General features: G+C 64.5%; 22 protein-coding genes. 9 read left to right on the top strand and 13 right to left on the bottom strand.

What is annotated here, in order from left to right; translation table 11 throughout:
* Positions 1 to 83: 83 nt before the first annotated feature.
* The 10 genes from IEV83_RS07635 to IEV83_RS07595 form a co-directional block, all read right to left on the bottom strand.
* A complete protein-coding gene (locus IEV83_RS07635; RefSeq protein WP_181760838.1) occupies positions 84 to 644 on the bottom strand; it encodes an invasion associated locus B family protein in 561 nt (186 codons plus the stop codon).
* A 114-nt stretch (positions 645 to 758) separates the two neighbouring features.
* Positions 759 to 1292, bottom strand: a complete 534-nt coding sequence (locus IEV83_RS07630) for a dTDP-4-dehydrorhamnose 3,5-epimerase family protein (protein ID WP_181760839.1) — start codon at positions 1290 to 1292, stop codon at positions 759 to 761.
* Positions 1292 to 2533 (bottom strand): class I SAM-dependent methyltransferase, encoded by a 1242-nt coding sequence (locus tag IEV83_RS07625; RefSeq protein ID WP_181760840.1) that lies wholly within the window; start codon positions 2531 to 2533, stop codon positions 1292 to 1294. Before IEV83_RS07625 ends, IEV83_RS07630 begins: the two co-directional genes overlap by 1 nt.
* Complete coding sequence (rfbG, locus tag IEV83_RS07620) at positions 2530 to 3603, bottom strand: CDP-glucose 4,6-dehydratase (protein ID WP_181760841.1); 1074 nt, start codon at positions 3601 to 3603, stop codon at positions 2530 to 2532. Before rfbG ends, IEV83_RS07625 begins: the two co-directional genes overlap by 4 nt.
* A 3-nt stretch (positions 3604 to 3606) precedes the next feature.
* Positions 3607 to 4377, bottom strand: coding sequence for a glucose-1-phosphate cytidylyltransferase (gene rfbF, locus IEV83_RS07615; RefSeq protein WP_181760842.1), 771 nt, complete (start codon positions 4375 to 4377; stop codon positions 3607 to 3609).
* A 119-nt stretch (positions 4378 to 4496) separates the two neighbouring features.
* Positions 4497 to 5567, bottom strand: a complete 1071-nt coding sequence (locus IEV83_RS20210) for a class I SAM-dependent methyltransferase (RefSeq protein WP_181760843.1) — start codon at positions 5565 to 5567, stop codon at positions 4497 to 4499.
* A 62-nt stretch (positions 5568 to 5629) separates the two neighbouring features.
* Positions 5630 to 6466 (bottom strand): phytanoyl-CoA dioxygenase family protein, encoded by an 837-nt coding sequence (locus tag IEV83_RS07610; protein WP_224911277.1) that lies wholly within the window; start codon positions 6464 to 6466, stop codon positions 5630 to 5632.
* Positions 6463 to 7188: a WbqC family protein gene (locus IEV83_RS07605; protein WP_181760844.1), complete on the bottom strand. Its 726-nt coding sequence runs from the start codon at positions 7186 to 7188 to the stop codon at positions 6463 to 6465. The genes IEV83_RS07610 and IEV83_RS07605 overlap by 4 nt, the downstream gene beginning before the upstream one ends.
* The gene (locus IEV83_RS07600; RefSeq protein WP_181760845.1) at positions 7185 to 7706 is read right to left on the bottom strand and encodes a GNAT family N-acetyltransferase; all 522 of its coding nucleotides are present in this window, start codon (positions 7704 to 7706) and stop codon (positions 7185 to 7187) included. Before IEV83_RS07600 ends, IEV83_RS07605 begins: the two co-directional genes overlap by 4 nt.
* Positions 7707 to 7711: 5 nt before the next feature.
* The gene (locus IEV83_RS07595; protein ID WP_181760899.1) at positions 7712 to 8455 is read right to left on the bottom strand and encodes a cephalosporin hydroxylase family protein; all 744 of its coding nucleotides are present in this window, start codon (positions 8453 to 8455) and stop codon (positions 7712 to 7714) included.
* Positions 8456 to 8589: 134 nt separating this feature from the next.
* Here IEV83_RS07595 and IEV83_RS07590 point away from each other — a divergent pair, with 134 nt between their 5' ends.
* A complete protein-coding gene (locus IEV83_RS07590) occupies positions 8590 to 9726 on the top strand; it encodes a DegT/DnrJ/EryC1/StrS family aminotransferase (RefSeq protein WP_181760846.1) in 1137 nt (378 codons plus the stop codon).
* A gap of 48 nt (positions 9727 to 9774) precedes the next feature.
* Here the strand turns inward: IEV83_RS07590 and IEV83_RS07585 are convergent, their stop codons facing one another.
* Positions 9775 to 10677 carry a glycosyltransferase family 2 protein gene (locus IEV83_RS07585; protein WP_181760847.1) on the bottom strand — a complete coding sequence of 301 codons (903 nt, stop codon included), beginning with the start codon at positions 10675 to 10677 and terminating at the stop codon, positions 9775 to 9777.
* 204 nt (positions 10678 to 10881) lie between these two features.
* Here IEV83_RS07585 and IEV83_RS07580 point away from each other — a divergent pair, with 204 nt between their 5' ends.
* Complete coding sequence (locus IEV83_RS07580; protein WP_181760848.1) at positions 10882 to 12048, top strand: glycosyltransferase family 61 protein; 1167 nt, start codon at positions 10882 to 10884, stop codon at positions 12046 to 12048.
* 126 nt (positions 12049 to 12174) lie between these two features.
* Positions 12175 to 12696 (top strand): DUF2938 domain-containing protein, encoded by a 522-nt coding sequence (locus IEV83_RS07575; RefSeq protein WP_244628107.1) that lies wholly within the window; start codon positions 12175 to 12177, stop codon positions 12694 to 12696.
* Positions 12697 to 12772: 76 nt separating this feature from the next.
* Here IEV83_RS07575 and IEV83_RS07570 read toward each other — a convergent pair whose 3' ends face one another.
* Positions 12773 to 14095 carry an acetamidase/formamidase family protein gene (locus IEV83_RS07570; protein ID WP_181760849.1) on the bottom strand — a complete coding sequence of 441 codons (1323 nt, stop codon included), beginning with the start codon at positions 14093 to 14095 and terminating at the stop codon, positions 12773 to 12775.
* Between the two features lie 171 nt (positions 14096 to 14266).
* Positions 14267 to 14731, bottom strand: coding sequence for an Lrp/AsnC family transcriptional regulator (locus IEV83_RS07565; protein WP_181760850.1), 465 nt, complete (start codon positions 14729 to 14731; stop codon positions 14267 to 14269).
* 105 nt (positions 14732 to 14836) lie between these two features.
* On the opposite strand from IEV83_RS07565, the gene IEV83_RS07560 reads away from it, so the two are divergent.
* The 6 genes from IEV83_RS07560 to IEV83_RS07535 all read left to right on the top strand — a co-directional run bounded on the left by IEV83_RS07560 (position 14837) and on the right by IEV83_RS07535 (position 21560).
* Positions 14837 to 16297: an aminotransferase class V-fold PLP-dependent enzyme gene (locus IEV83_RS07560; RefSeq protein ID WP_181760851.1), complete on the top strand. Its 1461-nt coding sequence runs from the start codon at positions 14837 to 14839 to the stop codon at positions 16295 to 16297.
* Positions 16294 to 17646: an MFS transporter gene (locus IEV83_RS07555; protein WP_181760852.1), complete on the top strand. Its 1353-nt coding sequence runs from the start codon at positions 16294 to 16296 to the stop codon at positions 17644 to 17646. Before IEV83_RS07560 ends, IEV83_RS07555 begins: the two co-directional genes overlap by 4 nt.
* 39 nt (positions 17647 to 17685) lie before the next feature.
* Positions 17686 to 19146 (top strand): NAD(P)-binding domain-containing protein, encoded by a 1461-nt coding sequence (locus IEV83_RS07550; protein WP_181760853.1) that lies wholly within the window; start codon positions 17686 to 17688, stop codon positions 19144 to 19146.
* Positions 19143 to 19625, top strand: coding sequence for a carboxymuconolactone decarboxylase family protein (locus IEV83_RS07545; protein ID WP_181760854.1), 483 nt, complete (start codon positions 19143 to 19145; stop codon positions 19623 to 19625). The genes IEV83_RS07550 and IEV83_RS07545 overlap by 4 nt, the downstream gene beginning before the upstream one ends.
* The gene (locus IEV83_RS07540; RefSeq protein ID WP_181760855.1) at positions 19622 to 20209 is read left to right on the top strand and encodes a peroxidase-related enzyme; all 588 of its coding nucleotides are present in this window, start codon (positions 19622 to 19624) and stop codon (positions 20207 to 20209) included. Before IEV83_RS07545 ends, IEV83_RS07540 begins: the two co-directional genes overlap by 4 nt.
* 226 nt (positions 20210 to 20435) lie before the next feature.
* Complete coding sequence (locus tag IEV83_RS07535; protein ID WP_181760856.1) at positions 20436 to 21560, top strand: NAD/NADP-dependent octopine/nopaline dehydrogenase family protein; 1125 nt, start codon at positions 20436 to 20438, stop codon at positions 21558 to 21560.
* Positions 21561 to 21583 lie beyond the last annotated feature (23 nt).

Below are 21583 nucleotides of genomic sequence, written 5' to 3'. Positions count from 1 at the left end.
TAACGCCTTGCGGGGGCGGCGAAAATCATCGCCCTCGCAGGTGGCCGGGCCTCAACCCGGCCGAGCGAAAGAACCGAGCCGGGTCAGTTCGTCGCCGCCTTGCCCAGTTGCGAATAAGCGGCGGTGAAGCCGATCAGGGTGACCGGCACCGCCAGGTCCTGACGCTGTGCCGTCTTGAAGGCGATCTTCAGGGTCTCCCCCTTCTTCATCGACGCAAGCAGCTCATCGGTGATCGCCATGCCCGCATAGGCGCCATTGGCATCGCTGGTCTGGATCACCATCGGCGCCGGCTTGCCATCATCGACCTGGATGGAGGCACCGGCGGGCAGGAACACGCCATGGGGCAGCGCCAGCACCAATGCATGGTTCGGCGCCTTGTCGCGCGGCTCCACCACCACGGTCAGCAGCCGCTGTCCGGTTTTCTGCATGACGATATTCTGCAGCGCGCGGCACTGTTTCGCCTTGCCTTCCTTGGCCTCCGCGCATTGCACGACCCAGTTCGGGGCAGCATCGCCGGCAGCCTTGGCCGGGCTTTCCGTCTGCGCGACGGCCGGACCGGCAAGGGCCAGAAGCAGAGGCGCCGCAAACAGCGCAGTGAGGCGCGAGCGGGCAAATCCACGAAAGAGCGAAAGCGCTGACTGCATCGGATTATCCATATATCTTGAGGGAAAATACAATTTGCGGTCGATGGTACGTTGCCCGGCGATACAGGGTCAACGCATGGACAAGATCAATGCACATGGGGCTTCCCCCCGGTTTCACCCGGCGAACAGCGGCCACTCCCGGTCGGCCCGAGAGATCAAGACCGGCGCCGCCGGCCAGTCGATCGCAAAGGCCGGATCGTCATAGCGAATGCCGGCGGCATGTCCGGGCTCATAGGGCCGTCCCATCTGGTAGAGAACGCCGGTGTCATCCTCCAGGGTCAGGAAGCCATGGGCGCAGCCTTCGGGAATGAACAAGCCGCGCAGATTATCCGCCGAAAGCTCGAAGGCCTGCCAACGGCGATAGCTCGGGCTGTCCGGGCGAAGATCCAGCACGACATCATAGATCGCGCCAGTGACCACCCGTACGAACTTGGCCTCCGCCCAGGGAGCTGCCTGAAAATGCAGCCCGCGCAAGGTGTGGCGCAGCGTATTGGTCGACAGGTTGATCTGGCTGGGAGTAAAGGCAATCCCCGCCGCGGCAAAGGCCTCAGGGCAGTAGAGCCGGGCAAAGGCGCCGCGCTCGTCCCGGTGGGCGCCGGTTTCCACCAGCACCACATCCTGCAGGTCGGTTGCCTGGAAGCTCAGCATCACAAGATCCGGGTCTCGGGCACGGCGGTGACGAACCGGGTTCCACCCTGTTCCAGCTCACCCAGCTGGGCACGGATCTCGTCCGCCAGGTTCCACGGCAGGATCACCACATAGTCCGGACGGGAGGCGATCAGCTCTGCCGGATCGACAATCGGAACATGGCTGCCCGGCAGCAGCTTGCCCTGCTTGGCATGGCTGCGGTCGGCAACCATGGTGATCTCCTCCGCCGTTACCCCGCACACATTGAGGAAGGTGTTGCCCTTGGCCGCCGCGCCATAGGCGGCAACCGTCCGCCCCTCTGCGCGCGCCGTGTCGAGAAAGGCCCGGAAGCTGTCGCAGCAGGCCCGGATCTTTTCCGGGAACCCGGCATAGCCGGCCAGCGTGTCGAGCCCGGCCGCCTTTTCGGCGGCACGGATGGCCTCAACGCCCGGCAGCTCCGCATGACCCGCCGCCTTGCGGCAGGCGAAGACCCGCAAGGACCCGCCATGGGTCGGCAGTTCCTCGGCGTCGAAAACGCGCAAACCCGCCTTGTCGAACACCCGCTCCACCGCCAGCAGGCTGAGGTAGGAGAAATGCTCGTGATAGATCGTGTCGAACTGCACGAGGTTGATCAGGTTCAAAAGATGCGGGAACTCGAAGGTCGCCACGCCCTCCGGCGTCAGCACCTCGGTGAAACCGCAGGCAAAGTCGAGGATGTCCGGAACATGGGCGAGCACGTTGTTGGCCGCCGTCAGATCCGCGCGAATCCCTTCCGCCGCAAGCTTCTGACCAAAGGCCTTGCCGAAATACTCGATGCGGGTGTCGATGCCCTTGGCAATCGCCGCATTTGCGGTGCTCGCGGTGGGCTCGACCCCGAGCACCGGAACGCCGGCCGCCTTGAAGTGCTGCAACAGATAGCCGTCGTTGCTGGCAACCTCGATCACCCGGGAAGACGGGCCAAGATCGAACCGCGCCCGCATGGCCTCGGCGTAGCGGCCGGCATGGGCGACCCAACTGTCCGAATAGGACGAAAAGTAAGTGTAATCCGCGTCGAAGATATCGGCGTGGCGCACCACCTCATCCGCTTGAACGAGAAAGCAGGAGCCACAGACCCTCACGACCAGCGGATGGGCCGTGTCCCGACCCGCCGCGACATCGGCTTCGGTGACATAGGAATTGGACAGCGGCGTTTCGCCGAGATCGGCGAACAACGTGTCGAGGGGCGCGCCGCAGAACCGGCAGGCGGGAGTTTTTGCAGTCATTGCGATTGGCCTGCGTTGTTCAGGAAACTGTCGATCTGGCTCAGGGTTTGCGCGCGCATATCCGCCCCTTCCGCACAGGCGCGATACCAGTCCGCCGTCCAGGTGGACAGGCGCGCGCCGGCAAGGTGATCCGTCCAGCCCAGCAAAGCGCGCGCCCGGCTGGTGTCAAGGGTCAGCTTGGCCATCTCGCGCGGGCCGGTGTCAGCGGCCTGCGCCCAGTCACTGCCCGGCCGGATCGCGGAGAGAATGTCCTCGGCGATCTCGCGCACGGTCCGGCCCTTGCTGTCCGCCGGGCCGAAATTGAGCGACAGCGGCACACCGCCCTCACCCGCCAGCGCCTCAATGTAAAGCAGATAACCGTTCAGGCAATCGAGCACATGCTGCCAGGGCCGGGTCGCTCCAGGATTGCGCAACTGCAGCTCCTGCCCGTCCCGCACCGCGCGCCAGATATCCGGAACGATCCGGTCCAGGGAGAAATCACCGCCGCCAATCACATTGCCGGCCCGGGCGCTTGCCAGGCGGATGCCATGGTCGGCGGCGAAGCAATCGCGCCAGCTCGCGGTCAGAATTTCACAGGCCGCCTTGGACGCCGAATAGGGGTCATGGCCGCCGAGCGGATCTTCCTCGATGAAGGGACGTCCGGTCTCGTCGTTGCGGTAGACCTTGTCGGAAGTGATCACCAGAACCACCGGCGGATGGCCAAGCGGCTTCAGCGCTTCCAGCAGATGAAGCGTGCCATCCACATTGGTCTGCCAAGTTTCCACCGGCTCGGCATAGGATCGGCGCACCAGGGCCTGTGCCGCCATATGCAGCACGATGTCCGGACGCGCATCCGCCACCGCCGCAGCCAGCGCCGCACGATCGCGAATATCGCCGATCCGGCTGTCGATGCCCTTGTCGCAACCGGCCAGGGCGAAGAGGCTTTCCTCAGCTTCCGGCGCGAGTGCATATCCGGTCACTTCGGCACCGAGACGGGCAAGCAACAGGGACGCCCAGGCGCCCTTGAAGCCGGTATGGCCGGTCAGGAAGACACGCTTTCCCCGCCAGAACTCAGGATTGGGCGCTGTCACGGGCTACCAGACCTTCCAGGGCGCCTTACCACCCTGCCAGAGCTGTTCCAGGTGGTTCTTGTCGCGCAAGGTGTCCATCGGGTGCCAGAAGCCATCGTGGCGCCAGGCCATCAGCTCACCGGAGCTGGCCAGCTCCATCAGCGGCTCGCCCTCGAAAGAAGTCTGCGGCCCGTCGATCAGATCGATCACATCGCGGTTGAGAACGAAGAAGCCGCCATTGATCCGGGCGTTGTCTCCCGGCGGCTTTTCGGTGAAACGGTCGACCCGGTTGCCGGTCATTTCCAGCGCGCCATAGCGGCCCGGCGGGATGACGCTGGCAACGGTCGCCCGCTTGCCGTGCGATTTGTGGAAGGCCACCTCGCTGGCGATGTCTATATCGGCGACACCATCGCCATAGGTCAGGCAGAACGGCTCATCGGCATCGAGATAGTCGGCAACCGCCTTGACCCGGCCGCCGGTCAGCGTATCGGCGCCGGTTTCCACCAGGGTGACGCGCCAGGGTTCGGCGGTGGTCTGGTGATAGATGATCTCGCCGCTGCGCGCGTCGATGGTGACATCGGAGGCGTGCAGCACGTAATTGGCGAAATACTCCTTGATCATGTAGCCGCGATAGCCGAGGCAAACCACGAAATCGGAGATGCCATTGGCCGCGAAGATCTTCATCACGTGCCAGAGGATCGGCCGTCCGCCGATCTCGATCATGGGTTTTGGCCGAAGATGGCTTTCCTCGGAGATCCGGGTTCCGAGACCTCCGGCGAGAATAACGGCTTTCATGAACTCTTGAGCCCCGCGCCCGCTGTGGGATGTTCAGGATGACAGCGCCGATCTTATAGGGACCGGCGCAGCCCATGACAATGCAGAGCAACGTGACCAATGCTTGGCGGCACTGTCGCTTACCCGTTGAGATAGACGATCCGCGCCCCGTCCGGCTTCCAGGCGGCGTCGGCAGGCAGAATGCGCCGCGCATGATCCGGATTGAGCCCTGCGAAAATCAGCTCGACCCCGACCGGGCATGCCTCCGGGGTCAACACCGGGCAACCGATATGCTCAGTTCCCTGCAAATGCGGATTTCGGTCAAGAAAACAAACCGGTTTCTCCGGCAAGCGGCTGGCGATCAGCGTGCCATAGAAGCCTGCGCCATAGATCGCAAATGTCTTGCCATCGATCTGAGCTGCATCAATGCTCGACAGAGCATGCTCCCAATTCTTCAGCAAATCCCGCACGGTTTCAGCGCATGATGCCGCGCCGGTCGCCGGACCAAGCGTCTCCCCATTCAGAGCCGGTGTCGCCAACACCACATGGGCGCCGCGAAACTGATCCTGGCGGATCGCTAGCGGCCGCAATCCGGCGCGGTGCAAAGCTTCCGTCAGACTGGAGGTGGTGAAATGATTGAGATGGTCGGCCACGAGCAAGTCGCCAGAGTTGCCGACCGGATCAGGCACGGTGAAGAACAACCGCCCACCCGGCGCAAGACAGGCGCGCAGCTCCGCCAGAATGCCGACCGGATCGGTCACATGCTCCAGCACGAAATGGGCTGTGATCAAGTCGAAACGCCCGGTCCAGGCCTCAGGCAACCGATAGGTGGCCTGGTCGGCAGCGTCGACCCAGCCATTCCAGTGCTCACGATAGTCCTCGGACACGTCGAAAACATGAGGATGCAGGTCCGGCCTCTGCTTGAGAACCGCACGCAGGGTGGTCGCCTTGGCGGCGCCGAAATCCAGAACCTTCGCACCATCCGGCAGATCAAGGCCCAGAACGAGCGACGCCTGATGTCCGGTTCGAAACACCGGACCATCGTCGCGCTGTTCATAGAGCTGATCGTGTTCGTCGGATTGCAACGAGATCCGGTACTCGCGATCGTAGAACGCCTGCACATCCGGCAGATCCGGTGATTGCACATGCGCACAAGCATCGCAGACGAACACCTCGGTAGGCGTTGCGATCAGGGTTGACAGCGACGTCATCGCCGGTGCCGGCGCGGCATAGGCCGGCGCCCGCATCTCGGTTTTGCAAATGCGGCATTGAGTCATCGGGAGGCCACCAGTTCCGGCAGGACTGTCGCAAAGCTTTGCCCCGCAGCAAACGAGCCTTTCCAGCTCAGCTTCTCGCCGAGCGGATCGGCATAGTTGAAATACCGGAACTGCATCGACCAACGCGGAATATCAGAACGGTTTTGCCCGGATTGATGCAAGGTGAGGAAATCCATCAAAATGAGGTCACCAGGTTCGGTCAGCGGCGCAGCGTGCTGATAGCGGGCAAGCCGTTCCTCTTCCCGGTCGAGACGCAGCGCATAGGCACCGGTCTTGCCCACGCCGCCGTCATCCTCCCACACCGGGACAATGCCTTCCTTGTGGGAGCCGACCGCCAGTTCCACCGGTCCCAGTTCCGGAAAGACGGGGATCAGCGGCGACCAGAACACAATGCCATCCGGGCTGCGCAACTGGGCGGGAAACTCCTGATGCCAGGGCGCACGAAACTTCGCTTCTCCCGGCGCATCGATGCGGATGCCGTAGCCGCCTGCCGCCAATCCGGGAACCGCGCCCGGGCGCAGGGCCGCGAACAGCTCTGAATTGCGCGGATCGCTGACAAGGCTCATGAAGGCCGGTATCTGCTTCACCGCATCATAGACTTCCCCACCCCAGGCACGGCTGGCGGCGGCAAGGGCGAGGTATCCCGGACCGAGCGCGTCCTCGACCGTCGCGGTCGGTGCATCGACGCCATACTTGCGGCACAGCGCCTCGATGATCCAGCGAGCGCCCTGCCGGACCGGCTCGACCTGTTTTGCGGGGTCGTAGAAACCACGGATAATGGTATATCCGTCCTTGCGGAAGGCGTCCGCGTGCGCTGCAATATCCTTGGTCACAATCCGGTTTCCTTACGATCCTTGAACTGACGCCAGCCTAACGTCGCAGGGCACAAATGGGTAGCCGCCTCCTCAGCGGGAAGACTGGCAAGCAGATCGAGACACGTGACGTAGGGCGTAAAAGGCGCTGGCGACTGCGGCCATGGCCGCGGCGCATAGTCCATGTAGGACACGGCAATACCGGCAGCCTCGAAGGTCTCATGGTCGAGATAAGACAACGCGCCATGCCCGGTGATGTATTCGGTTCCGCCGACCGCCTGCACAAGACGCAGGACCCGGTCCCACGAGCGACCATCGACGCCCATTTTCGAGGACCGCAATCGCCGCGCCGGCAACACATCCAACTTTGCAGCTGGAGCCTCCGCACTGGCGATCAGCGTCTCGACAAGAGCAGCGTCGAAGGGCAACCCATCGAACAGGTCCAGCACCGCCTTCGCGTGAGGCCGGTCACGCAAGGCCTGCAACAGAAGCGCGCGGTGGGCTTGGTGCCAATCGGCCTTTGCGGGAGCGAGGTCGTGAATGGCACGATGGCTTCCCTTTCCCTCGAGCGCAATCGACAGCCATTTCATGCCGGCGTCGGTCTTGACCTGCACCCGATTGGTGAAGCTGCCCTTGGAAAACTGCGCATCGTCCAGCCAGATATAAACATCTGCGAGAGCCATCTGCGCCAAAAAACCGGCCCAGGGAAGGTACATCGGCTGGGAAATGACCACCCGTGTCATACCGTCTTCTCCAGCAGGGCTTCCATCAAATTGACATCATGCCAACGCAGACCGTCATAATAATGGCGCTGCATAGTTCCAACAGTCCGGAAACCGGCGTTCTCATAGATCCTGCAGGCGGCAACATTATCCGCCCGCACCTCAAGCATTACCTTGCACAGTCCAAGTTCGCTCCGCGCATGGCCCAGCGCTGCGGCAACGGCAGCCCGGCCATACCCATGACGCCAGCACTTGCGGGAAATGGCGATGCCAAAATGCGCATGGCGCCCGCGCCGATGAATTTGCGCGAACTGCACATAGCCAACCATCGCATCGCGTGAATTGGCAACGGTCAGAAGGACGCAATCGATATCCTCACGCTTGCGGTCTAGCCAGCTTTGTACGTCGGTCGAGGTCCCGCCATCTGGATAGGCAAGCAGGCTGTGCTGGATATCGGCGTCCGACCGTATCTCCGTGAAACCGCTGATATCGGCTTGAACTGGCAAGCGCAGTGCCACGACCGCAGGACGATCCACCATTGCGTCTATCGCCTTACGATGTACCCGCCCGGCGACGAGGACATCACGAGCTTGCCATTCAGCTCTTCATCGATCTCGAACATGTCGGCCTCGTTCATGTACATGCGCAGGGCGGTCAACGGCTCGTTGCCCTTGTACCAGATCTTTGAACGCTTCGTCGGCGCCCGATCCGCATCAAGGTGGCCAACGGCCGTATCGGCGACGACCATGTAGCACCCCTTGGTGACAAGCGGACCATAGGCGCGCAACTCGGCCAGCACATGATCGCGGGAATGGTCGGAATCGAGCACCACCATCACCGAGGCGCCCTCCGGGATCATATCGCGCACGCGAGCCAGGGTTTCCTCGCCAACGGAAGAGCCTTCCACGAGCTCGATCCGCTTCGACATCGGGTGGCTTTCGATGCTGTCGCGATTGTGCGCACGAATGTCGATATCGACACCGATGACCTTGCCCTTGCCGAGCATCTCGAGCAGCGATGCCATGAAGATCACCGATCCGCCCCGGGCAACACCGGTTTCGATGATCACATCCGGCTTGGTCGCCCAGATCACTTCCTGGGTCGCCATCACATCGGCCGGGAACTGGATGATCGGCACCCCCATCCAGCTCCAGAGGTAGGAGTAGTCATAGGTATCGAGCGCGACCATCGTATCGAGGCTCTTCTCGAAGACGGCCGTATCCTTGCCCAGCGCCACGGACTGGCGACGCTTGTTTTCCTCGAACTCCGCGCGATCGTCTTTCACCAGCTTGTCCTTCCTGAAATTTGCGCGAACCTAGCCGCGAACGAAGGCAAGGCCAAGGTCAAAATTGGTCGATTGCGCGGGATGCGTGGCCTATGGCACAAGCAGGGATCCCATATGCGAGGAGCCTTGAAGCCCATATGTCCATCGCAGACGATTTCCTGCCCGTTGCCGGACCTTCCATCACAGATCGGGAGGTGGCCTATGCAGCTGATGCGGCTCGCAATGCCTGGTATCAGAATCACAACGCCTTCAACGCCCGTTTCGAAGCCCTGTTCGCCGAGACTGTCGGAGCCAAGCACGCAGTCAGCCTGCCCCATTGCACGGCCGCCATCCACCTGGCACTTGCCGCGCGCGGCATCGGCCCGGGAGACGAGGTGATCGTTCCGGACGTCACCTGGATCGCATCAGTGGCTCCAGTGAGCTATGTCGGCGCAACACCGGTGTTCGTCGACAGTCTCAAGGAGACATGGTGTATCGATCCCGACGCCGTCGTTGCGGCGATCACGGACAAGACCCGGGCGATCATCGCTGTCGACCTCTACGGCTCCATGGCCGACTGGCAGCGCCTGCGCGCCATCGCCGACGCGCATGACCTGTTCCTCCTGGAGGATTCCGCCGAAGCCCTGGGATCGACCTATGCCGGACAGCAGGCCGGAAGCCTTGGCGATATCGGCGTGTTCTCCTTTCACGGCTCAAAGACGGTGGCCACCGGCGAGGGGGGAATGCTGGTGACCAGCGACGACGCGCTGCATGCCCGCGTGATGACCCTGCGCGATCATGGCCGCCCGCCTGGCGACCGCTTCTTCCTCAACACGGAAGTGGCCTTCAAGTACAAGATGAGTGCGGTTCAGGCTGCCCTTGGCCTCGGCCAGATGGAGCGTTTCGACGAGCTGATCGCCCAGAAACGCCAGATCTTCGCCTGGTACCGGGACCGGCTCGCCAACCTGCAAGGCGTGGCCCTCAATACCGAGCCGGCCGGCACCAGCAATTCCTATTGGATGGTCACCATCGTGCCCGACGCCGACTACGGCCTCGACAAATTCGCCATTATGGAGGGCCTGAAAGCCCGCGGCATCGATTCCCGTCCATTCTTCACGCCGCTTTCGACCCTTCCCGCCTATGCGGAACGGCCGGAAAGCGCCCGGTTCCTGCCGTCAGATCCGGTCGGTCACGAGATTGCCCGGGTGGGGGTCAACCTGCCGTCCGGCTATCACATGGACGAGGCCAAGGTGAACCGGGTGGCGGCGGCCCTGGAAGAAATCCTGCGTCGCTGACATGAAAACTGAGCATCAGCCCACGGCGGCTGATGCGCGGACCGGGGCTCAGCTCCTGCCAAGGACTCCTGTCAGTTTCTTGCGCATGCGCAACTTCCAGACCCGCCAAGGCGAGGACCGAACACGGAAATAGGCATAGCGGTCGATCACCCGGTTGAGGACGAAGCGCTCAAGCGGGCTCCATTCCCGCTCCTCGACCGCCTGCCGGCACAAGGGCCGGAATCGGGTAAGTGAGGCCTCCTTGTCGGCAAGCAACTCGTCGAGCGGCCGACGCCGCTTAGGGGCGCTGAGCTGCCCCTTGCGCGCACCGATCCGTTGGATGAAACAGGCCTGATTGTCGCCGACCACCGCATCATCAAGGATCACGCCAAGCAGAACCAGGTGGTCATTGGCCCAGCCAACGGGGTATTTTTCCCAGGTCTCGCGATAGTGGCGCCGTAGAGCATCCGTGCGCCACAATCCGTAGATCCAGGAGGGGTGCGACAGAAACATATGCCGCACGATGTTGAGAACGCGCGGACCGGGCCAGTTTTCCGGAAAGGCGATTTCCTTCACCCGTCCCTTGCTTGGCTTGCGCGACTCCACGCGGGCGACTGCCAGCACCGCTCCCGGCGTCTCGTCAAGGCGGGCGACCATGCGCTCAAGAAAGTCCGGCGAGGTCAGATCATCGTCGGCGCGCCACAGGAAGAACTCCGTGTCGGCGCGATCCAGTGCATCAAGGAAGTTCTTCTCCGACCCGACGTTGACCGGATTGCGATGAATGCGGAACCGCGCGTCCCGGGCGGCAAATTCCTCCGCAATCGCGACCGTCCGGTCGGTCGAGGCATTGTCATGGATATTGACGATAAAGTGCGGATAGGTCTGCGCCTCGATCGAGGCCAGGCACTCACGCATCAGGTCTTCGCCATTATAGACCGGAAGCCCGATCGTTACTCTCGGCGCCTCGCCCATTCCAAAACTTCCTCTTGATCTGCTTCATTCGCCCGCACCGCTGGGGCCCCTGCGATGCGATCTGCCCACAGGTGAGCCGGAGGTGTTCTTCGCACCCTCGCTGTGGCATGACAAGCCATCAGATTAAGGCCATCCCCGCTGAGCGGTCGGCCGCATGCAATATCACCCGGCGCACTCCGCCGCACAGAGGACAAGCTGCCGCTGATGGCGCGCAAGAAATCCAAACTCCGACAGATCCTGAGCGTCCGCCGCCTACGCTGGTCCTTCATGCGCGGTGCGGTCCGGCTCTGCCCTCCGCTTGGACGGGCCTTTGCCTTCCCCTTGATCAGCCTTCGGGCGGTCGATTGTGCCGCCAAGGTGCTGGAAGACCGGCGGGAGCGCTGGCAGGTCGACGTTACACCCGAGGAAGTCCGCGATATCTTGCGCCCTGCGGCCAGCAACGACACTGGCGACACAAAGGGCAATGAATCCGGCGAGACGCTCATGCGAAGGCAACTGGCCGTGCTTGAGAATTGTGAGGTGCTTGGCCACACCGGCACGATCTTCCGACCACAGGAACAGGCGCTCGTCAATCTCGACGGATCGCGACCGAACTGGAACTTCAGCAAGCCGGCGCGGTTGAAACGCCGCCAGCTCGCCGCCGGGCGATACGTGCTGCTGCCCAATATGGGGCATTATTATCACCTTTTCGCCAATGACATTCTGCCGCTCCTCGCCGCGCTCGAGGGCCACCCGGCGGAGCTGCCGCTGACGGCACTGGTTCCGTCCGGCGGACATCCGGCGCAGCAACAGGTTTGCGCTGCTCTCCTCGACGCGTACCCCTGCCTCAGCGTCGAGGAGTTCGGCAAGGATGAGCGGCTGTCCGGCGGTACTCTGGAGTGGATTGCCGCACTCGGCACCAACTACGAATGGATGCCGGTGACCCGGGACCTTGCCGCCCGGCTGACCCGGATCCTGCGCGATGGCAACGACGCCCCTCAGAACAGCACGCGCACCAAACGGGTCTTTCTCGATCGCGGCACGGCCAAGCTCAGGCGCATGACCGACGAACAAGCGGTTCGCGCGGTGCTCGACCAGCATGGCTACACGCCCTTCATCGCCCACTACGGCAATTTCGCGGAACAGGTGGAGACCTTCCATGCTGCGGACCGGGTTGTCGCCGTGCACGGGGCTGGGCTCACCAACCTGCTGTTCTGTCGGCCGGGCACCCAGGTGGTGGAAATTTTTCCGGAGAATTTCGTCAAGAGCACCTATTTCTGGCTGAGTCGGCGGCTTGGGCTCGACTACCGCTATGTGATCGGCGGACCGGGCGACTACGACCAGACCTTTCAGGCAGGCGCCGAGGCGCTCGACACCGTGTTGCGGGACTGACTGACAGGCACGGACTTCTCTTCGCCGTTGACAGATGTCCTTCATCGCTTCATCAATCAATAAATCTATTGAATGATGAAGCGAAGGACCTCCACTAGGAGCCAACGCAGTCTGAAGGAGAGACGGGTGACGGGAAACATGCTGCCGGGAATGATCGGAGCTCTGGCGATTGGCGTTGGCGCCACAGCCTTCATGGACCTTTGGGCACTCCTGCAAAAACGCCTGTTCGGAATTCCCGCGCTCGACTACCGGTTGGTGGGCCGCTGGATCGGCCATTTCCGGCAGGGGCGCTTCAGCCATGACGCCATCGGCAAGGCCGCACCGGTCCGCCGCGAGGCCTTCCTGGGCTGGACGGCGCATTACGCCATCGGCGTTCTCTTCGCCGCCGTGCTTCTATTCGTCTGGGAGCCGGGATGGGCAAGCCAGCCGAGCCTCGCTCCGGCGCTGATCATCGGTCTCGCCAGCGTGCTGGCGCCGTTCCTGCTGATGCAGCCGGGATTGGGCGCCGGCATCGCCGCGTCACGAACGCCGAAGCCCTGGACAGCCCGCTCCCGCAGTCTCATTGCGCATCTGTCCTTCGGCATCGGGCTCTATCTTGCCGGGCAGCTTCTGGCTGCGTCAGGGGTCTTGCCGGAAGGCGCGGGCTAGAAAGCCCTCTCCCCGGATACAAAATCCGCCACGACCCGATGGGGCCGTAGCGGAAGAGATCAGGGAACGTGCCGGCTCAGAGGCCGTATTGTTCCCGCGCGTAGTCGCCGAGCCCGACCGCATCGAGCTTGGCGAGCGGCGCCAGGAAGGTCACCTGGATGACGCCGGGCGCCCGGCCGATCTCGATCGCGCCGTTGATGGTGGCCCGGTTGCGCACCTCGGGCACGGTGACGCCGAGCAACTTGGCCGCGCGGGCAAGGCCGTTCTCGATGGCATCGTTGAGGTTGGCTGCCGTGCCGATCACCGAAATCGGTGCCAGCGGCTCCATCTCCGACACGCCCCATTTCGCGGCCAGGCGCTGCCCCTTGGTCTTTTCCTCCTCGGAGAAGGGCCGGGCGAGCGGCAGCAGATCCTCAAGCAGCGGGAACAGCACCGGCCCGTCGAGCGGGTAATTCTTCACCACCTCGACCTGCAGCGTCACGCTGCCGGCGACATCCATGGTGTGCCCGGCGATCTCGCCATCCCCCTGCCCGGCGTGCATGTCGCCCATGTAGAGCCCCGCACCCGACACCTTCACCGGCGCAACCAGGATCGCCCCGGCACGCACCGCATCGATGTCCATGTGCCCGTCGGTCTTGTGCTCGGCCAGCTCCTCCGCGGTGATGGCGTAGTCATGCGGCGCGCCGACAAGGAAGGCGCCAAAGTCGCCCGCGTTGTGACTGTCCGGCATGGCCCTAGACGGGCAGGTGCCGAGTTGGCCGAGGAACGGCCGCATGCGCACCAGCGTTCCCGGCATGTCGGAGGGCGCATAGGTCAGGATCGAGTGCTGACGGCTTTCGTCCGGCAGCGCGGCATAGTGGTTGGCGTTGTGGGCGATGGTCTCCGCCGCCGCCTGCGGCAGGGTCAGACCGACCGTGCGGGTGTCGTCGAAAGTGACCGTATAGCCATGCTCCACCTCAAAGGGCTTTACCGCATTGCCGCAAACGTCGCATTTCACCGCGTCCTGGCCAATGCCCTCCACATGGGTTTCCGGCCAGACCGTGTCGCAGGTCGGACAGCGCGCGGCCACATAAGGATCGCCGAGGCAAAAGCCTTCCGGCGAGGTGTCATGGCCAGATGCGGTGGCAATCGAGGTGACGGTGATGTCGCGAATGCGGATCGCCAGCCCATCGCCCGGCTCGGCGCCCTCGACCCGCACCGGCCGGGTGACCTCATGGCCACCGCGCAGGCGCGGCGTGATCATCGGCCCCCAGCAGCCCGGCGCGGTGTTGGCGATGACGGTACCGCCATTCTCGACCGGCCCGAGCATCTCGCCGTTCGGATCGAGCACACTGTTGGTAAAGCCCTGAACCAGCAGGCTGCGCCGCGCAGCCGGCGCCATCTTCGTTCCATCGGCCATGTCCGAACTCCTGTTTCGTGAGAAGTGTCCGACCAATGACTTAGGCAGCGCCTCGCGCCCCTCCAAGGCTTCCGGCCAATTCGCACCGGGAAGGCGGCCGGCTGACGTCGCGCCTTTCGCCAACCGCCCCCATGCGGCACGTCGTCACGGCGCGGGCGAACGCCGCCCCCGTCACGCGAGGGGAATCGGCCGCTGCTCCTCGATCGCCTCCATGGCAAAGAAGGAGGTCACGGTCTCCAGTTCCACCTCGTCGATCAGCCGCTTGTAGACCTCGTCATAGCTGACCATGTCGCGGGTGATGATCTTCAGAAGGTAGTCGTATTCGCCACCGATCCGGAAAAAGTCGATCACTTCCGGGATGGTGGAGACATGCCGCCGGAATCGCTGCAGCCAGCTTGCCGAATGGTGCCGCGTCTTGACCATGACGAACACCACCAGCCCCGCCTGCAACTGGTTCCGGTCCAGAACCACGGTCCTGTGGCGGATGACGCCCGCTTCCTCCAGCGCCTTCAGGCGCCGCCAACAGGCGTTTTGCGACAGACCGATCCGCTCGCTGAGCGCTCGTTGCGACTGGGCGGAATCCCGCTGCAACTCTTCCAGAAGGCGGCGGTCAAAATGATCGAGTTTATGGGTCATTCCTCGATCATATGATCGAATCTTTCCAAAACCAAGAGTGATTTATGTGAAAATACCTACGTATTTGATGTCAAACTGTCGGAAAGTTTCAGCCTCGGAGCTCGAATGTCCCCTCTTTCCGATTTCATCCAGTCCCTTCGCCAGCCGGATATCCGAGAGCGGATCCGCGACGGTTTGATTGGCGACGGCGTGCCGATCGACGGCCCGTTCGGCGAGAAGCCGTTGCTTTATGCCGATTATGTCGCCTCGGGGCGGGCGCTGGTGCAGGTGGAGGATTTCATTCGCGACCGGGTCCTGCCCTATTACGCCAACAGCCACACCCAGGCGTCCTTTTGCGGCAGCTACTGCACCCGTCTGCGCGAGGAAGCCCGGGCACAGATCGCCCGGCTGGTCGGCGCCGATAACAGCATGAGCGTCGTCTTCACCGGCTCCGGCTCCACCGCCGGCATCAACCGGATCGTCGGCCTGCTCGACATCGCCGCGATCACCGCTGGCGGCGGGCGGGCGGTGGTGCTGATCGGCCCTTACGAACACCATTCCAATCTCTTGCCCTGGCGCGAAAGCGGCGCCGAGGTCATCGAGATCCCGGAAGCCCCGGAGGGCGGGCCGGACATGGCCGCGCTGGAAGACGCGCTCACCAGTGCTGCCGGTGCGGAGCTGATCGTCGGCGCCTTTTCCGCCGCCTCCAATGTGACCGGCATCCTCACCGATGTGGACGCGGTCACCCGTTGCCTGAAGCGCCATGGCGCGCTGGCGATCTGGGATTTCGGCTGCGGCGGACCCTACATGCCGATGGAGATGAAGCCCGGCACCGATGCGGAGCGTGACGCCATCGTCTTTTCGCCGCACAAGTTCCCCGGCGGCCCGGGCGGCTCCGGCGTCATGGTGGTGCGCGATGCCATTGCCCGCCGCACCCGGCCGACCCTGCCCGGCGGCGGCACGGTCAGCTTCGTCTCTCCCTGGGGCCATGCTTATTCCGCCAATCTTGCCGCGCGCGAGGAAGGCGGCACCCCCAATGTCATCGGCGACATTCGCACCGCGCTTGCCATGCTGGTCAAGGAAGCGGTGGGGCAGGACTGGCTGACCGAGCGGCAGCAAGCATTGCGCCGCCGCGCGCTCGCCGTCTGGTCGCGCAACCCGCGCATCGATCTTCTGGGCAAGGCGCCCGCCACCGCGCTGCCGATCTTCTCGTTCCGCGTTCGCGATGGCGCCGGTGGGCTGGTTCACCACCAGCTTTTCACCCGGCTGCTCAGCGACGTGCACGGCATCCAGGCACGCGGCGGCTGTGCCTGCGCCGGCGCCTACGCCCATCGTCTGCTTGGCCTCGATCAAACCCGCTCGGATGCAATGCTCGCGGACATTCGCGCAGGGCGGGAAACGGAGAAACCCGGCTGGGTTCGCCTCAATCTTTCCGCCCTGATGAGCGATGAAAAGGTCGACCGGGTCATCCAAGCTGTGGATGACCTTGCCTTAGTCGCTCAAGATTACATTCCATGCTATCGGGTGGACCCTCGAACCGCCCGGTTCACCCCCGTCGACCAGAGAGAAGCGAGCCTCGTCTCTTGAAAAGTCCCCTGTCGCACCCCGCCTTCCGGACATTGTTCGCCGCGCAGATTTGCTCTCTGCTCGGGGTCGGGCTGCTGACGGTCGCGCTCTCCCTCGCCGCCTATCGAATCGGCGGCGATGCGGCGGGCGGGCGCGTTCTGGGAATGCTGCTGGCCTTGAAGATGGTCGCCTATGTCGGGCTCGCCCCGCTGGCCGAGGGCCTGTTCGCCGGGCGAAATCGCAAGCAGGTGATGGTCGGGCTCGACGCGGGCCGGATGCTGCTTCTGCTGCCGATGCTGTTTGTCACCGAGACCTGGCAGATCGCCGGGCTTGCCTTCGCCTTTTTCGTGCTGGCCGCCGGCTTCACCCCGCTGTTCCAGTCGGTCATTCCGGACGTGCTGCCGGATGAAGAGACCTATACCCGGGCGCTTGCCTGGTCGCGCATCGCCTATACGCTGGAGGCGGTGCTGAGCCCGGTCATCGCCGCACTGGTGCTGCGGCTGGTGGCGCCGGAGACCCTGTTTCTCTTCGCCGCCCTTGCCTTTGCCGGCTCGGTCGCCTTCCTGCTGACCACCGCCTTTCCGGCAACCGCCGCCGCCGCTCCCGGTGTCCGCTTTCTGGCGCGCGCCGCGAAGGGTCTCCGGATCTACCGCCGCACCCCGCGGCTGCGCGGTCTCTTTCTGCTGAACCTTGCCCTGTCGCTCGCCATGGCCTGGGTTCTGGTGAACACGGTGGTCTACGCCGGCCGCCGTTTTGGCGATGCGGAAACCCTCTATCCGCTGCTGATGGCGTGTTATGGCGGCGGCGCAGCGCTTGGCGCCCTGCTCGTGCCGCGTCTGGTCGAACGCCGGTCCGAGCGCTCGAGCATGCTGATGGGCGTCTTCGGCTTCGCCGCGCTTGGCGCCGGATTCGCGCTGTCGCCACCGGTCGCCGCCGCGCTTCCCTTCGCCGCCCTTCCCTTCGCAGTCTGGGCGGGATTCGGCCTGCTGTCGTCGCTGGTGCTGACGCCCGGCGGGCTGGTGATCACCCGTTCGTCGAACCGGGAGGACCGGGCCTCAGTCTTCGCCGCGCAGTTTTCCCTCAGCCACGCCGGCTGGCTGCTGGCCTATCCGCTGGCCGGATGGCTGGCCAGCCGGATCGCCCTTGAGACCACGCTTCTGATCCTGTGCGGCCTCGCCGCGCTGGTGGCACTGGCGGCCAGCCGCGTCTGGCCGGCCCATGATCCGCTGACCCGGCCGCATGCGCATCCGGAGTTGCCGCCCGACCATCCGCATTTGCGCGAGGCGCCGGCCTCAGGCTCCGATCACCATCACAGCCATGTCTACCGCATCGACGATCTCCACCCCTGCTGGACACCGATGCGCGGCTGACATGATCCCCATCCCATCGCAAGAGCGAGTCCCCAGCCCATGAGCAATGCATCTCCGATCGACGGCCTTGGCCTTTCCGCACTTGAGGCACGCCTGCGGGAGGACCTTGAGTTTCTCTGCTACCCCGGCAAGGACTGGATCCCGCGCAAGGACGGGGTGAGCGATGTCGTGATCATCGGCGGCGGCATGTGCGGCATGGTCGCCTGGCTCGGCCTGATGACCGGCGGCGTCCGCAACATCCGGGTGCTCGACCGCAGCCCCGCCGGCTTCGAAGGCCCCTGGCTCAACTACGCCCGGATGGAAACGCTGCGCTCGCCGAAGGAGCTGACCGGCCCGGCCTTCGGTCATGGCGCGCTGACCTTCCAGGCCTGGTACCGGGCGCAGTTCGGCACCGATGCCTGGCGCGAGATGGACAAGATCCCCCGCCCGATGTGGATGGATTACCTGCGCTGGTACCGCAAGGCGCTCGACATTCCGGTCGAGAACGGCGTCTCGGTGGACCGGGTCGAGCCGGAAGGCGAGCTGCTGCGCCTGCACCTATCGGGGGCTGAGGAAGCCTCGATCCTCACCCGCAAACTCGTTTTCGCCACCGGCCGCGACGGCACGGGCGAGCCCAACATTCCCGGCTTCGTCCGCGACCTGCCGCGCCGGCTCTGGGCCCATAGCGCCGATGCCATCGACTTTGCCGCCCTCAAGGGCAAGCGGGTCGCCGTCGTCGGCGTCGGCGCCTCGGCCGTGGACAATGCCGCCGAAGCCCTGGAACACGGCGCGGCGGAGGTGCGTCACCTCATCCGCCGCAAGCAGATGCCGACCATCAACAAGATGATGGGCATCGGCAGCTTCGGCTTCACCGCCGGGTTCGGCGAGTTGCCGGACGAATGGCGCTGGCGCTTCATGCAGTATTCGTTCAAGACCCAGACCCCGCCGCCGCATGGCTCGACCAAGCGGGTCAGCCGCCATCCCAATGCCTATTTCCACTTCGGCAAGGGGGTGGCCGCCACCCGCGAGGTGAACGGCGCGGTGCGGATCGACTTCACCGATGGCACCTCCTACGAGGCGGATTTCCTGATCCTGGGCACCGGCTTCACCGTCGATCCGCTGTCGCGGCGCGAGTTTGGCGCGGCAGCAAGCGACATCCTGCTGTGGGAGGATGTCTACACCCCGCCGGAGGGTGAGGAATCCGCCGACCTCGGCCGTTTCCCCTATCTCAACCCGGATTTCACCTTCCGCGAGAAACAGCCGGGCACAGCCCCTTGGCTCGGCAATGTCTACTGCTTCAACTACGGCTCCTCGGCGAGCCTGGGCAAGGTCAGCGGCGACATTCCCGGCGTCTCGGAAGGTGCCGCCTGGCTCGCCCGGGCGATGGCCGCCACCCTTTATGCCGAGGACGTCAATGCCCATTGGCAGGCGATGCTCGACTACGACACCCCCGAGCTGAAGGGCGATGAATGGCAGCCGAGCGAGCTGCATGAGACCGCGACTGAAGGACAGGTTGCATGAGCATTTTCGAGACGACGGCGCTGAGCGTCGCCGGCATTGCCGCTGAGACCGCCACCGGCGCGGCCACCGCGACCCGCGCCAACATCATGGAGATGACCCAGGCGGCGGAGGAGGCCGTCCTCGCCCCGGAGGACACCGGTGCCTTCCCGCATGAGCTGCGCGCCGCGCTTGCCGCGCGGGTGGCCCGGCTCAACGGCGATGATGGCCTGGCCGAGCGTTATCTCGCACGGGCCGGGACTTTCGCCGGGCTCGCCGACACCGGAACGGACGGCAGCGCCGAGGGCCTTGCCGTCGTCGTCGGGTTCTTCGACAAGGTCGCGGCCCGCACCGCCGAGGTTGCCGCCGAGGATATCGCCGCGCTTCAGACCGCCGGCGTTTCCGATGCCGACATCGTCCGCCTGTGCGAGCTCAACGCCTTTCTCGCCTATCAAATCCGGCTGATCGCCGGTCTGCGCCTGATGCAGGGAGACGCGGCATGACGCGCATCGTCCACAAGTTCACCCGCACCGTTCCGGACTGGCAGCCGCGCGTTACCCCGGTCAAGCTGGAGGAGGCGAGCGCCGAGCAGCTCGACGCGCTCAAGGTCACCCCGTCAAACACCAAGGTCTCAGCCTATGTGCTGACCCTTGCCCATGACGTGGAATCGCTGAAGGTCCGCTCGCCGCTGTTCAATGCGATCATGTACGATCCGGGCGGCATGTCGCGGGCCGAACGCGAGGTCGGCGCCCTCGCCGCCTCCATGGTCAACCGCTGCATCTACTGCGCTGCCGTCCATGCCGACCGCCATGCCAAGCTGGAAAAGAGCACCGAGGTCACCGACCAGCTCTTCCTCAACGGCCCCAATGCCCGATTGTCGCCGCGCGACCGCGCCATCTTCGACTTCGCCGTCAAGCTGGCCAAGGCGCCGCCGGAGGCAGGTGCCGAGGATATGTCCAAGCTGCGCGAGGCCGGCCTGTCGGAGGAAGAGATCCTCGACCTGATCCTGTCCTCGGCGCTGTTCGGCTGGGCCAACCGCCTGATGCATGTTCTCGGCGACCCGGTCGCCAAGACGGCGAAGGCGTAACCCATGCCGGCGGCCGATCTGTCAACAGGCGCATCACGCATTGAGGCATACGTAAAACCCCTGATTGGTGATGCGGGCGTTTCCCGCGCCAATCACGGCTTCCAAGGCTTCTATCGCGTCTTCAAAGGCGTCATTATGCCGCGGAATCGCCCGGGCGAAGTACAAACGGGCCTCATCTGAGACACATCCGGACGGATACGGAACGACCAAGCGGGAGGAACATTTCATGACGAGTGAGGACGCGGCACCGTCCAGAGTCGGGATCGCCGGCGCCGGCTCCATCGCCTTCGCCACCGCCGCGCTGTTGCATGACCGGGGCCATGAGCCGATGCTCTGGTCGCCCTCGGGTCAGGGCACCGCCGCGCTCGCCAATGGAGACCCGCTGGTGGCGACCGGTGCGCTGGAGACCACCTTCTCCCCGCGCCTTGCCGCGAGCGCGGCCGAGTTGGCGGCCGGCAACGACGTTCTTGTCATCGCCGTGCCGGGCTACGGCCACAAGGCGGTGATGGACGCGCTTGCCCCGCATATCCGCGCCGGCCAGCACATTATCATTTCCTCGCACGCCTCGATGGGGGCGCTCTATCTGATGCGGCTGCTCGCCGAACGGGGCATCGACGCGCCAGTCACCGCCTGGGGCACCACCGCCGTCACCGGCCGGCGCAAGTCGGGCACCGAGGTCACGGTCAACACCGTGCGCAAGCTGATCGACTTGTGCACGGTCCCGGCCAGCCGGTCGGAGGAGGCGCAGGCCGTCTGCCGGCGCCTGTTCGGCGACCGCTTCCAGGCCCGCGACGGGCTTCTGGCGATCTCGCTGTCGAACCTCAATCCGCAGAACCACATGGGCATCGCCCTTGGCAACATGACCCGCATGGAGCGCGGCGAAACCTGGAGCCAGGGCCAGAACGTGACGCCCAATGTCGGCCGCCTCTTGGAGGCGCTGGACACGGAGCGGCTGGCGATCGCCGAGGCGCTCGGCCTCGAAGTGCGCACCATCTTCGAGCACTTCCACCTGTCCTTCCATGTGCCGGTGGCCTCGATCTCCGAGATGAACCAGCAGATGCACACCGAAGGCAACGGCGGCACCGGCCCGGCAACCGCCGACAGCCGCTACGTCACCGAGGACGTGCCCTACGGGCTGGCCCTGACCGTGGCGCTCGGTGCGCTGGTCGGCCGTCCGGCAACGCTGCATGAAGCCGGCATCCGCATCTTCTCGGCCATGTATGGCCGCGACTTTACCGCCGAAAACGAATTGCTGACCGCGCTCGATCTCACGCGGTTCAGCCTGGAAGAGCTCCGGCAGGCCGCGCAGACCGGCCGGCTCGACACGACGCCCGTGCAAGAGGCGTGCTGACCCCGATGGCAAGGGCCAATCAC

Source organism: Stappia taiwanensis, from assembly GCF_014635285.1.
Taxonomy (GTDB): domain Bacteria; phylum Pseudomonadota; class Alphaproteobacteria; order Rhizobiales; family Stappiaceae; genus Stappia; species Stappia taiwanensis.
This window is presented reverse-complemented; position numbering and strand designations above follow the sequence as displayed.

What these genes read in the sequence shown, in the direction of transcription:
- IEV83_RS07605 (WP_181760844.1), bottom strand. Translation starts at nt 7,188, where the DNA reads ATGACACGGGTGGTCATTTCCCAGCCGATGTACCTTCCCTGGGCCGGT.
- IEV83_RS07570 (WP_181760849.1), bottom strand. Translation starts at nt 14,095, where the DNA reads ATGGCCGATGGAACGAAGATGGCGCCGGCTGCGCGGCGCAGCCTGCTG.
- IEV83_RS07540 (WP_181760855.1), top strand. Translation starts at nt 19,622, where the DNA reads ATGACGCGCATCGTCCACAAGTTCACCCGCACCGTTCCGGACTGGCAG.
- IEV83_RS07560 (WP_181760851.1), top strand. Translation starts at nt 14,837, where the DNA reads ATGTCCCCTCTTTCCGATTTCATCCAGTCCCTTCGCCAGCCGGATATC.
- IEV83_RS07635 (WP_181760838.1), bottom strand. Translation starts at nt 644, where the DNA reads ATGCAGTCAGCGCTTTCGCTCTTTCGTGGATTTGCCCGCTCGCGCCTC.
- IEV83_RS07600 (WP_181760845.1), bottom strand. Translation starts at nt 7,706, where the DNA reads ATGGTGGATCGTCCTGCGGTCGTGGCACTGCGCTTGCCAGTTCAAGCC.
- IEV83_RS07545 (WP_181760854.1), top strand. Translation starts at nt 19,143, where the DNA reads ATGAGCATTTTCGAGACGACGGCGCTGAGCGTCGCCGGCATTGCCGCT.
- IEV83_RS07565 (WP_181760850.1), bottom strand. Translation starts at nt 14,731, where the DNA reads ATGACCCATAAACTCGATCATTTTGACCGCCGCCTTCTGGAAGAGTTG.
- IEV83_RS07550 (WP_181760853.1), top strand. Translation starts at nt 17,686, where the DNA reads ATGAGCAATGCATCTCCGATCGACGGCCTTGGCCTTTCCGCACTTGAG.
- IEV83_RS07590 (WP_181760846.1), top strand. Translation starts at nt 8,590, where the DNA reads ATGTCCATCGCAGACGATTTCCTGCCCGTTGCCGGACCTTCCATCACA.
- IEV83_RS07580 (WP_181760848.1), top strand. Translation starts at nt 10,882, where the DNA reads ATGGCGCGCAAGAAATCCAAACTCCGACAGATCCTGAGCGTCCGCCGC.
- IEV83_RS07625 (WP_181760840.1), bottom strand. Translation starts at nt 2,533, where the DNA reads ATGACTGCAAAAACTCCCGCCTGCCGGTTCTGCGGCGCGCCCCTCGAC.
- IEV83_RS20210 (WP_181760843.1), bottom strand. Translation starts at nt 5,567, where the DNA reads ATGACGTCGCTGTCAACCCTGATCGCAACGCCTACCGAGGTGTTCGTC.
- IEV83_RS07535 (WP_181760856.1), top strand. Translation starts at nt 20,436, where the DNA reads ATGACGAGTGAGGACGCGGCACCGTCCAGAGTCGGGATCGCCGGCGCC.
- rfbF (WP_181760842.1), bottom strand. Translation starts at nt 4,377, where the DNA reads ATGAAAGCCGTTATTCTCGCCGGAGGTCTCGGAACCCGGATCTCCGAG.
- IEV83_RS07585 (WP_181760847.1), bottom strand. Translation starts at nt 10,677, where the DNA reads ATGGGCGAGGCGCCGAGAGTAACGATCGGGCTTCCGGTCTATAATGGC.
- IEV83_RS07630 (WP_181760839.1), bottom strand. Translation starts at nt 1,292, where the DNA reads ATGCTGAGCTTCCAGGCAACCGACCTGCAGGATGTGGTGCTGGTGGAA.